Below are 11,630 nucleotides of genomic sequence, written 5' to 3'. Positions count from 1 at the left end.
GCTTCCAGAACGGCCTTGCGGGCGGCGAGCAGGCCCTGCATGGCACCGGACAGGCCTGCGATCCCCTGGCTGGCTCGTAGGACCTCGTCGCCAAAGCGCGGACTGAGCCCGCGGGGCAGCCGGATCCCGAACACCACCGCCAGACCGCGGATCTGGTTCTCCAGGGTGACGCGCTGCCCGACCAGCTTCTTGCGGGCGATGATCAGAGCGCGCACCGCATGGGCCGGCAGCGACTTGACATGCACGGGCTTGAAGAAGCCGGTGCGGGCCAGATGCGCCAGCCCGCGGGCATCGTTGCGGTCGGTCTTGTGGGTGGCGAGCGACTTGAGCGCCTGGTAGGCCTGCCGGCTCTCGATGCAGATCACCGGCAGCCCGAGGGCGGCAAGGCCATGGAAAAGCATGGGCGCCATACGACCGGTCTCGAGCACGATCTTCGCGCAGGCGGGCGCCGTCTCCAGCACGGCGGCAATGGCCTCTGGGGTGCTGGAGGCTTTTGCCTCCAGAGCGACACCTCCGTCCCGCTCGACCACACAGATGTGGGGCTCGTTCATCGAGACGTCTAAACCAGCATAGTAGTCCATGGCTGCTCTCCTGTGCACGTGGCCAGCCGATGTTATCGGCATCCAGGGAGAGCCGCCCCATTACCCAATGTTGAAAAACTCCCGGGCGCTGCGTTAGCGGTCTATTACTAGGGCCAGCGGGCCGGACGAGCCCCAATATCCTGTATGCCAATCATGCGAAAAGCGGCAGTTGCAGACTTTTTCAACAGTATCTGCCAATACGCGACATTCCCGGTCTCCAGCTGGAATTTCCGATAAGCCCTTTGTAGAGCGCAAGTCTTCGAGAGCCTTGGGTCTCAGTGGCAACTGGAAGCTAAGCGCCCAGCAAAATGGGCCCTCTGGCAATCTCCCGCAGCACCAGCTTGGAGCTTTCGCCACAACGCACTAAGCTTACTTTACGCGAGCAGTTCCAGCAATTTGGAGAGGATGATGAGAGCGCTGCGATGTGATGAGCCCGGCAAGCTGAGCATCATCCAACGCGATCTCCCGAAGCCAAGCTCAGGCGAGGTCCTGGTGCGCATCCGGCGGGTTGGGATCTGCGGGACCGACTATCATATCTATCATGGCAATCAGCCTTATCTCGAATACCCACGGGTGATTGGCCATGAGCTTGCAGGCGAGATCGCCGAGACGCCAATCGGCAGCTCATTGAAGGTCGGCGACATTGTCTGTGTCGAACCTTATCTCTACTGCGGTACGTGCCGTGTCTGCCAGCAGGGCAAGACGAACTGCTGTCAGAACCTGCAAGTACTGGGCGTGCATCGTGACGGCGGGGCCTGCGAATATCTTGCGGTGCCGGAGCGCAATGTCGTACCGGCGACCGGTCTGGGGCTGGACGAGGCGGCGATGGTCGAGTTCCTAGCGATTGGTGCTCACGGCGTGCAGCGCTCTGGCACAGGACCGATGAGCCGCGTTGCCGTGGTCGGGGCCGGGCCGATTGGAATAGCGGCTGCGATCTTCGCGAAGGCTCGAGGCGCCGAGGTGTCCGTCCTCGACATGAACACCCAGCGACTTGCCTTTTGCAAGGACAAGATCGGAGTCGATCATGCCTTCGAGGTGTCAGCCGACATCGATGAGCGTCTCAAGACCGCCACTGACGGCGATTTCTTCGACGTCGTTCTTGATGCAACCGGAAACCCCAAAGCGATGATGAAGGGCTTTTCCTACGTTGGCCATGGCGGCACCTATGTGCTCCTATCGATCGTGCGGGCCGACATCACGTTCAACGACCCGGAATTCCACAAGCGCGAGACATCGCTGCTTGGCAGCCGCAATGCCACACGGCATGATTTTGAGACGGTTCTCAACACCATGCGGGACGGCAGGGTGCCGGTCGCAGCGCTTGCCAGCCACCGCACTGGCCTTGACGAGGCTCCTAACCGTATTCCGGCATGGTCGACGCCCGAGGCGGGGGTGATCAAGGCGCTCGTCGAGCTGTAGCCGGATCGGGATCTCGAACCTGACCAGTCTCAGTGGATGCCGCATCGGGAGAGGCCATTCGCCGTGAGGCTCTCGCACAGTTTTGCCAAGGCTCAGCCAAGATCGATCGACCAACGTACCAAAATCGGCAGGTTCACATCAGGGAACGTACAAGGACGAGGTTCTATCTGCTCTTCGGATCATTCGCTGGACTACTCTGGTCCAGGCTTGATACGCGGGAGAACGCGCTCCACATCTTGATCCGCCGTCGACTGCAGCCTCGCATCGGGTGCTCGTGCAGCATCGTGCTCACGCAGTACTTCGGCGACAGCTTCAGGATCAATCTCCTGGGCTTGGATGAGCAAACGGTCAGCCTCCTCATTATGGCCGATTGCTTGTTCATGCAGGCCCTGTTCGGCTAGTCTGCGAGCCTGCGCCGCTGAGCCTAGATCCACACTAGCCTGATCTTGTGTGCGATCCGCCACATTGCCCTCCTTTCATTGGGCACAGTGCCCAATGATTACACGGTCACGCCAAGCGGCCACGGTGCGAACTCGGCGGAGCCGAAATCATACAGCTCACTTTTCGTGCGCTCGCCAGAGGCAACTCGTAGGATCAGGTCAAAGATACGCCGTCCAGCTTCCTGCACGGTCTCCTCACCATCAACGATCGTGCCGCAGTTCACGTCCATGTCGTCTTCCATGCGTCGGTAAAGAGGCGTATTGGTCGCAATCTTGATCGATGGCGATGGTTTGCACCCGAACACGCTGCCGCGTCCAGTGGTGAAACAGATCACGTTGGCTCCGCCGGCGACCTGACCCGTGGCCGAGACGGGGTCAAAGCCCGGGGTATCCATGAACACAAAGCCGCGTTCTGTCACAGGTTCGGCATAGTTAATTACGTCGACAAGGTTGGTGCTGCCAGCCTTGGCCATGGCGCCGAGCGACTTTTCCAGGATTGTGGTCAGCCCACCGGCTTTGTTGCCAGGTGATGGGTTGGCATTGATCTCCGCTCCGTGCTTGTGTGTGTATTCTTCCCACCAGCGCATCAGCTCAACCAGTTTCTCGCCGACCTCGCGACTGACCGCCCGACGGGTGAAGATGTGCTCGGCACCATATGTCTCGGTTGTTTCGGACAGGATCACCGTGCCACCGTGGCGCACGACAAGGTCGCTGGCGATCCCGAGGGCCGGGTTCGCGGAAACGCCGGAATAGCCATCCGAGCCGCCGCATTGCAGCGCCACCTTCAGCTCACTCGCAGGCACCGTCTGGCGCTGCACCCTGTTCGACTCGGCCAAGACCTCTCTCACGAAGGCTATGCCCGCCTCAACGGTCTTGCGGGTACCGCCCATGCTCTGGATATCCATGTTGCGGATCCGGTCGGTGAGCTTATGCTCCTTTAACATCCCGCTGATCTGGTTCACCTCACAGCCAAGGCCGAGCACCACGATGTGGGAAAAGTTCGGATGGCGGGCATAGCCAGCGAGCGTGCGGCGCAGGAGCTGAAGGGGCTCGCCCTCTGGCATGCCGCAGCCCGTCTTGTGCGTTAACGCAACCACGCCATCAACATTCGGGAATTCGGCGAGAGGATCAAGGCCGGTAAAAGGGTGGCGCTTGAAGGCATCGGCCACCAAGTTGGCTGCATGCGCGCTGCAGTTTACTGAGGTTAGAATGCCGATGTAGTTGCGGGTCGCGACACGCCCATCCGGGCGGCGGATGCCCTCGAAGGTGGCCGGGGTGTCGACATACTCTGTCGGCGTCGTATCTTGGCCATAGGCATAGTCCTTCGTGAACTCACCCATGCCAAGGTTATGAACATGCACGTGCTGGCCCGGGGCGATTGGGGCGGTGGCGAAGCCAATGATCTGGTTGTAACGCCGCACCGCCTCACCCGCCGCGATTGGGCGCACAGCAACTTTGTGCCCGGCCGGAATACGCTCATAGGCCGCGATACCATCTGCAACCGACGTGCCCGGCAACAGTGTCGCGCGCGCTATGGCCACGTGATCGTGGGGGTGAAGGCAAATCACCGGGGGCGTGGCAGCATGCATAGTCATAGAAGATACTTCCTCACCGCTCACGAAGAGCATCTCGGTTGCACAATGACGGCAATCAGCCATTTCTTACATTAGGCAATCCGGCTTAAGAAGCTGTCAGGACGACTTTAACGCTCTGCGATCGATCTAGAGCCGCGCGGAAACCTTCTGTAGCTTTGGAAAGCGGACACTCGGAGGTGACGATGGAAAGGACATCAACCCTCCTGTCATCAATCAGACGGACAGCTTGCTCGAATTCCTCGCCAAAACGGAACGAGCCCTTGAGGTCTATTTCCTTAGCCATCACAGCGTTGGCAGGGACCGAGATCTGGCCACCAGGCAGATTGCCGACTTGGACGACAGTACCACCGCGACGTACGTTGGATATCGCAGAAGATAAACCGGCGACCGTTCCAGAAACCTCAAAGGCCAAGTCAAAAGACTTGGCTTTAGCAAGCTCTTTCAGAGCGCCCTCGCCCCCAGAGATATCAACTGTATGATCAGCGCCTAGACGCTGCGCAAAGGCAAGCGGAGCGGCGGCTACATCGACCACCGCGACCTCTGATACTCCGGCCAATCGAGCCGCCAGAAAGGTCAGAAGTCCGATAGGACCCGCGCCAAACACAATTGCTTTCCGCCCTTCCACCTGGCCGGCCCGACTGATCGCGTGAAGACACACAGCAAGGGGCTCTGCCAACGCGGCAGCGGCCATTGGTGTACTGTCCGAAACTTTGATACACTGGGCTGGGATGGCGTCAAAATATGTGGCAAAGCCTCCCTGCATGTGCGGCGTCTTTGATGCAGATCCCATGAAATAGATGTTCTCGCATAGGTTCGGACGGCCTTCCTGGCATCTTGCGCAGTGACCGCACCACCGTGATGGGTTGACTGCGACGCGGTCGCCAATTTCGAGATCCCCGCCGTCTGCGGCGATGTCCACGATTTCGCCGGCGATCTCGTGACCAAGGGTTAAGGGGGATTTCACAACGAAATCCCCGGTTCGACCATGTCGGTAGTAATGTATGTCTGACCCGCAGATCCCACCTGCGCCGAAGCGCACCCGGACCATGCTTGGAGCCAAAGGACCAAGCGGAACTTCCACTAAGCGAAGATCTTCGGCTCCAAAGAGCGTTGCGGAAAGAACAGTCTCAGTCACTTTGCCACCTCAGTCACTTTGCCACCCCCATCGTTCGCGGCAGCCAGAGAGTCAACTCAGGAATGTAGGTGATCGCGACAAGCGCAAGCATTAGTGGAATTAGCCAAGGCAGAATTGCCACGGTCGTACGTTCAACCGAGAGTTTCGCCACGCGAGCTAGTACGAACAGGACCATCCCGAGGGGCGGATGAAGAAGACCGATCATAAGATTAAGGGTGATGATCAAGCCAAAGTGAATGGGATCAATGCCGAGCTTGAGTACGATCGGAAGAAGTATCGGTACAAGGATGGTAATGGCCGCGATCGTGTCGATAAAACAACCAACAAACAGCATCAACAAGTTGGCCAGCAGCAGGAATACCCATTTGTTCTGCGTGATACCGAGGATCGCGTCCGATAGGATCTGGGCGGCCTGACTTACAGTGAGAAGCCACGCAAAGATTGATGCGGCTGTCACGATGAACAGCACCGAGGCTGTGGTCTCAATGGTGTCAAAGGTTGCTTTGGCCAACGTCTTCAAGGTCATCGAGCGGTAGCGCACGAGACCGAGGAAGAGTGACCACAGCACTGCGGCAACGGCAGCCTCAGTTGGTGTGAACAATCCGAGGGTCATGCCGCCGATCAGGATCACAGGCGCCATAAGGGCCATAACGGCCGAGAAATCGAAGTACCAGTCGAGTGCAAGGAGGACCGCGAGCGCAATGCCGATTGAAACGTTGGTCGACAGGCCGAACTGGACCATGGCCCAGACAGCAACCGGGAACATCATGACAACGATGACTTCGACCGTCGCATCCCCGAGTTGGCGCCAAGAGAATGGACTGTCACTGCCCCAACCGTTCTTATGGGCGAAATATGCCACCGTTGCCATCATCATGAGTGTCATGACGACGCCGGGGATTACCCCTCCAAGGAAAAGCGCCCCAATAGAAACGTTAGCCATCATGCCGTAGATTACGAATGGCAAGGACGGCGGTATGATCGGCCCAAGTGTCGCGGAAGCGGCGGTCACGCCGACAGCAAACTCAGTCGAGTAGCCGTGGTCCTTCATCGCCTTGATTTCGATTGTGCCAAGGCCAGCGGCGTCAGCGATCGCAGTTCCCGACATTCCGGAAAAGATTACTGAGCCAATGATGTTGACTTGACCTAACCCACCTTTCATCCAGCCGACCAATGCGACCGCGAAGCTGTAGATCCGCCCCGTGACGCCAGCAGTATTCATCAGGTTGCCCGCAAGAATGAAGAACGGCACGGCGAGCAGCGGAAAGCTCTCCACGCCCGCGATCATGCGTTGAGCTAGTACGACGTCAGGCGCGATTCCCGTGGCAAGGATATAAATAAGGGACGAGACGGCCATCGCTAAAGCCACCGGAAGGCCAAGGAGCATCAAAGCGAGAAACGAACCTATCAGGATGAGCATGGCGAGTTCCGATCAAATCTTAGGACAAAGGATTATCGAAGTTGTTAGATCGGGGCTGCGTCAAATGCTTCTGGTCTCTCCAGAATAGAGTAACCGCGGCGCCAGTTATCAATCGATACCTGAACTGATCGGAGAAACATTAAGATGAACCCGACGAAGACACAGCCATAAACCCAGTTCTTCGGCAGCATGATCGTGGTCATTGTCTCGCCTTCGACAATTGCCATGAAGTTCCACACCAGGTAGGCTCCATAGGCGAAGAAAAGCGTGCGTATGGCATCGATCATCGTTGCCAAGGCCCTTGCCATCCTTGCTGGTAGGTAGCGGAAGAGCAAGTCAACGTGGATATGGCGACCCAAGCGAACGCACATCGCAGCCCCAAGAAACACCACTGCTACTAGGCAGTAGGTTGCAATCTCCTCGGTCCACGCGAAGGAGTCATTGAGCACGTACCGCGTGAAGAACTGCAGAAAGACCGCGAAAGCCATCAGCCAGAAGATCGCCAGTGTCGCCCAGTCCTCAATACCATACTGCTTGAGATCGACCTMAAGTGCGGGCTCCTCGAAAGCGTGGGCCAGTTCCTCAGCCGTGATCTCAGTATGAACCTCGGGCTTCATCCTGTTCACTCCAGAGTTATCGTTGCACAATTGAGATAATCGACGTTTTTCGTTCGGGATCCTGCCAAGGGGTACCAAGTCCCCTGGCAGGGCGAACACGAGCCTTACAACGCAGGCTCGCTCTTGATTGCCTGGATTTTATCGTAGTCCGACTTGCGGTATCCAAGGGACTCGAACGTGACGTTCTTCAAGACGTTCTGCTTGAAGTCCTCCTTGTCGACCTCAGACACGGTTAGTCCCTTATCCTTAAAGAAGCCGACGAGTTCTTTCTCCTTGGCCTGAATTTCAGCAGTGGCGCGGGCTGCTGCTTCCTGGGCGACCTCCGAGAAGATCTTCTTGTCCTCGTCAGAAAGCTTCTTCCACAGATTGGCAGATACCACCGTATTGAGATGGTCGACAATATGCCCTGTCAGGGCGATGTGCTTCTGCACCTCGTAGAACTTCTTGGCCTCAATCGTAGTCAGAGGGTTTTCCTGAGCCTCGACAGTCCCATTCTGAAGCGCAAGATACACTTCTGCGAATGCGATCGGAGCAGTGTTGGCACCACACGCGCGGGGCATCGCCAGATAGGCTGGCACGTCCGGAACGCGGATCTTCAATCCTTTCATGTCAGCACATGTCTTAATGGGCTTGTTCGACGATGTATGGCGCGCGCCATAATAGGTCACCGCAAGGATCTGGTGTCCGGTCTTGTCCGTGTAGCCCTTGGCAAGTTCCTTGAATACGTCGCTTTTGGTGTAAGCCAGGAGATGGTTCGCATCTCGGAAAACGTATGGGTAATACGTGACACCGATGGGCGGATAGCTTCGTGCGGCAAAGCTGGACCCTGAAATGATCATGTCGACAGAACCAAGGGACAGGCCCTGATTGATGTCGGTTTCCTTGCCAAGCTGCGAGGAAGGATAGACGTCGATCGTGTAGCGCCCGTTGGTACGCTTAGCGAGTTCGCCAGCGGCCCACACAGACTGCGTGTGGAATGGCTCGTTAGGCTCGTACACGTGAGCCCATTTCAGCTTCGTTTGGGCCTGCGCTGCCCCTCCCGTAATCGCGAGCCCAAGTACAGCCGCTACAACCGCTGACCACTTCACTGTCGTCATACTTTCCTCCTGCTGGTTCTCGTTTGCAGCTCGCGCGGGCTTTCCGCTCGACTGCGAAGTACGGGCGTGACCTTGCCCGATCGGTGGGATAGCACTGCAATTTCACCGAAACTTCTTGAAAATCGCTCTTGAGAGAGCTTCAAGTGTTGTCTCATCGCCTGCCGTGCTACTTCAGGATCACCGGCTGCAATGGCATCGCGAATGAACCTGTGCTCAGCGAGAGCTTGGCTCCAGGTGCTTGCATCTTCGAAATAACTTGCCAAGCGCCGGAAGTAGGGATTCATGCGTTGATCAAAGAGCCGCCCAATGAAGCGGGCTAACATTCCATTCGAAAGAGATGCTGCGATTGCTACGTGGAATTCGCGATCAAGCGAGATCCACTTATCATTGCCGCGAGATTTCTCCATCTGGGCAAGAATTCGATCAAGGGTGCTGACGTGTTCGGGATCTGCGATAATAGCTGCTTCCGCTGCCACGGAGGGCTCTAGGATCTCACGCGCATGCAGAATTTCGAATGGGCCTTCGATCGAAGTTTCGCTAAAAGGTATTGTCGACTTCAATGCTGACGGCCCCAGAACGTAGATTCCGGAACCGACATTGATACGAATAAGACCTTCGACTTCAAGGGCTATGAGCGCTTCCCGCACACTTGTGCGAGAGACCTGTAGGCGGTCGGCAAGCTCGCGCTCAGAAGGCAGCCGTCCGCCAATCGGGTACTCACCGCTATCAATCAGATCGCGTAAGTGCTTGGCAATTTGTTGGTAAAGCCGCCGTGACTCATCGACCTTGAATGACAAGGCCTCCCTCCTGCGATCATTTCCCACCCCAAGCCGGTTATTCGCGGCCGCCTTTTCTGGATTGGTCTGGCCAATTTTCTTAAAAAAGATAACAATATCTGTAGTGTGTCAAGTGAGATTAGTTCAGCGTGGGGCCTTGGTAAGGCGCCTGAACGATCGACTTCAGGCAACTAGGTTCATCACAAATTGCCCTCTCTCGATTTGTCCGCAAGGGAGAGAGGCTACTGGGAAGCAGCGGAAGCAACGAGCTTCAGAACACAAAGGAAGCTGCAACGATCCACCTTAGACTTCCGGCTGATTGAGGAGCCTAAATTCTGCGCCCCTCACCTACAGTGAAGTATGTAAGTTTCATTCCGGATACTTGGCCCTTATGCGAGAAGGGATTAGGCCTGGTCGGCGTAAAACGTTTATCTGATCCTTAGGACAGCTTATCAGTGACAAACCACATAGACACTCTGCCCTGTTTGCTGAACGTTCAGGAGTAGGTTGTGAGCATTGCCGTCCTAATCCGACTATGCGTCTGAGGTATGTAACTGTTAAAACTGTCGCATCATGCAAGCCCCCGACGAGAATAGCAAATATACGTTCCTTTCTCGTCTCGAGCATCGTCCCCGCCGAAGTACTTTAGAGCAGGTAGAACAGTCGCTGCGAACTTCTATCATTTCCTTGGATCTCGTCCCGGGCGAATTGATAGACAAAAGAGCCGTCTGCGCCAGACTCGGGGTTTCGATGTTTCCCGTTTCGGAGGCGCTCGCGCGCTTAGCCGTAGAGGGCCTCGTTGAGGTCCTGCCACAACGCGGCACCCGAGTAACTCGAATACATCTGCGTGTGATCAGGGAGTTCATGCTAATCCGCCAAGCTTTGGAGGAGTTGGTGGCTGCGACAGCCGCTCACCGACTATCACCTTCTGCGTTGGGCGTACTTCGGAGTAATCTGGAAGCCCAGGAGCAAGCTGTTGCGCGAAAGGATCCATCGGGATTTCATAACCTTGACTTAGCCTTTCATAACACTCTGGTAGAGGCCCTGGAGCTTCCGCGGATTGCAGCGCTCATTGAGGTATCACGTGCTAACATTGATCGAGCTCGCCGCTTTCTTTCTTCGCCGCGGCGGCATATGGCGACCCTTATTGAACATCGCGAGGTGCTCCATGCCCTTGAGGCTCGTGATGCCGAGGCAGCACGACGCGCCATGAAGACCCATTTGGAAGCTGTTATGGAGGAGTTGGAGCTTGTGTCGGGTCAGAACCGTGAGATCTTCACGCCGGAATAAGGGAGCAGCACCTTTGCTGCGGCTGCTTTCGTTTACCTGGCATTCGACGGCGCCTCACATGTGACGGGTCAGGATACTTTCTGCTTGCGGCGGAGTTAACCTCTTCGCTGATGCCAAGGTCAACTGCGCGTCGTAATCCGGCAGAAACCCGAACGCGCTAAATCGAAAGAGATTGATGTGACAGACCTTATTGTTGCTCCACTGGGCCAGCTTGAAACCCAAACTTTCGCTGGACTCCGGAGCGCCGGTGCCGACGAGGCTTCAGCCGGTGCAGCTACTCGTGCCATGCTGCACGCGTCGCGCCTTGGGATCGACAGTCATGGGGTCCGGCTTGCAATACATTATGCCCGTGTGCTACGAAGCGGACGTGTCAATCCAACGCCAAAGATGCAGATCCGCCGCACGGCCTTAGGCTCTGCCGTTCTCGACGCAGACAATGGCCTTGGTCATGCCGCCGGTTATGCAGCAATGGAGCTGGCCTGCAGCTTGGCGAAAGAAGCCGGCGTTGGTGCAGTCGGGGTGATCAACTCGTCCCATTTTGGCGCGGCCGGTGCCTATGCGCTTGCCGGAGCTGAGGCTGGCTTCATCGCAGTCTCGATGTCGAACACGGACTCGATCGTTGGCCTTCACGGCGGAGCTGAGCGATTCCATGGCACAAACCCCATCGCTATCGGAGCACCCGTTCCAGACCAAAAGCCTTGGCTTTTGGACATGGCGACATCGTCAATCCCCTTCAATCGCGTGCTCCTCTACAAGACCTTGGGCAGGGCTCTGCCCGAGGGTGTCGCAGCCGATCAATCAGGCCAACCCACCCAAGATCCTGCCCTTGTCGAGATGCTGATGCCACTCGGAGGGATTGATTTCGGGTTCAAGGGAGCTGCCTTGGCGGGAATGGTAACCCTGTTTTCGGCAATATTGACCGGCAGCACCCTAGATCATGAGATGATCCGGATGGCTGAGACGCATGATTTTGAAACACCTCGCCGGATGGGGCATTTTTGCCTCGCGATCGATCCTGCTCGGTTCGTGGGGCGGACCCTCTATGATGAAGCCATCAGCCGCTATCTCGCCGCACTGCGGACGACTGCCGCCCGTGAGGGGCAGACCATCATGGCGCCGGGCGATCGAGAATGGGCGGTCGAGGTCGAGCGGCAGCTCAGCGGCGTCCCAGTGGATCGGGAGACGGCGCAATTCTTGGGATTGGTCTCATAAGGTATTGTCAGGCTGGCGGAGTCCCGGGCGTATGGCAGGACCTTCCGT

The 11,630-nt window shown here is 57.1% G+C and carries 10 protein-coding genes; 3 read left to right on the top strand and 7 right to left on the bottom strand.

Features of this window, described 5'->3' with window-relative positions; genetic code table 11:
- Window positions 1-581: IS110 family transposase (locus ACXJKO_RS09305; RefSeq protein ID WP_457090798.1), on the bottom strand; the 581-nt coding region annotated here is incomplete at its 3' end.
- A gap of 408 nt (window positions 582-989) precedes the next feature.
- Between ACXJKO_RS09305 and ACXJKO_RS09300 the strand changes: the two genes are divergently transcribed.
- Window positions 990-2,000: a zinc-binding alcohol dehydrogenase family protein gene (locus ACXJKO_RS09300; protein ID WP_457090797.1), complete on the top strand. Its 1,011-nt coding sequence runs from the start codon at window positions 990-992 to the stop codon at window positions 1,998-2,000.
- A 499-nt stretch (window positions 2,001-2,499) separates the two neighbouring features.
- Here ACXJKO_RS09300 and ACXJKO_RS09295 read toward each other — a convergent pair whose 3' ends face one another.
- From ACXJKO_RS09295 to ACXJKO_RS09270, 6 genes are all read right to left on the bottom strand, one after another.
- The gene (locus ACXJKO_RS09295) at window positions 2,500-4,029 is read right to left on the bottom strand and encodes a UxaA family hydrolase (RefSeq protein WP_457090803.1); all 1,530 of its coding nucleotides are present in this window, start codon (window positions 4,027-4,029) and stop codon (window positions 2,500-2,502) included.
- A 91-nt stretch (window positions 4,030-4,120) separates the two neighbouring features.
- The gene (locus tag ACXJKO_RS09290) at window positions 4,121-5,170 is read right to left on the bottom strand and encodes an L-idonate 5-dehydrogenase (RefSeq protein WP_457090796.1); all 1,050 of its coding nucleotides are present in this window, start codon (window positions 5,168-5,170) and stop codon (window positions 4,121-4,123) included.
- 13 nt (window positions 5,171-5,183) lie between these two features.
- Window positions 5,184-6,590, bottom strand: coding sequence for a TRAP transporter large permease (locus ACXJKO_RS09285; protein WP_457090795.1), 1,407 nt, complete (start codon window positions 6,588-6,590; stop codon window positions 5,184-5,186).
- Window positions 6,591-6,634: 44 nt separating this feature from the next.
- Complete coding sequence (locus ACXJKO_RS09280) at window positions 6,635-7,207, bottom strand: TRAP transporter small permease (protein WP_457090794.1); 573 nt, start codon at window positions 7,205-7,207, stop codon at window positions 6,635-6,637.
- A gap of 104 nt (window positions 7,208-7,311) precedes the next feature.
- Window positions 7,312-8,304, bottom strand: coding sequence for a sialic acid TRAP transporter substrate-binding protein SiaP (locus ACXJKO_RS09275; RefSeq protein ID WP_457090793.1), 993 nt, complete (start codon window positions 8,302-8,304; stop codon window positions 7,312-7,314).
- The gene (locus ACXJKO_RS09270) at window positions 8,301-9,101 is read right to left on the bottom strand and encodes a FadR/GntR family transcriptional regulator (RefSeq protein WP_457090792.1); all 801 of its coding nucleotides are present in this window, start codon (window positions 9,099-9,101) and stop codon (window positions 8,301-8,303) included. Before ACXJKO_RS09270 ends, ACXJKO_RS09275 begins: the two co-directional genes overlap by 4 nt.
- A 552-nt stretch (window positions 9,102-9,653) precedes the next feature.
- On the opposite strand from ACXJKO_RS09270, the gene ACXJKO_RS09265 reads away from it, so the two are divergent.
- Both ACXJKO_RS09265 and ACXJKO_RS09260 read left to right on the top strand, forming a co-directional pair.
- Window positions 9,654-10,370 carry a GntR family transcriptional regulator gene (locus ACXJKO_RS09265; protein WP_457090791.1) on the top strand — a complete coding sequence of 239 codons (717 nt, stop codon included), beginning with the start codon at window positions 9,654-9,656 and terminating at the stop codon, window positions 10,368-10,370.
- 171 nt (window positions 10,371-10,541) lie between these two features.
- Window positions 10,542-11,582 (top strand): Ldh family oxidoreductase, encoded by a 1,041-nt coding sequence (locus ACXJKO_RS09260; protein WP_457090802.1) that lies wholly within the window; start codon window positions 10,542-10,544, stop codon window positions 11,580-11,582.
- Window positions 11,583-11,630: the final 48 nt, after the last annotated feature.

It is taken from the genome of Microvirga sp. P5_D2 (assembly GCF_054049475.1).
This window is presented reverse-complemented; position numbering and strand designations above follow the sequence as displayed.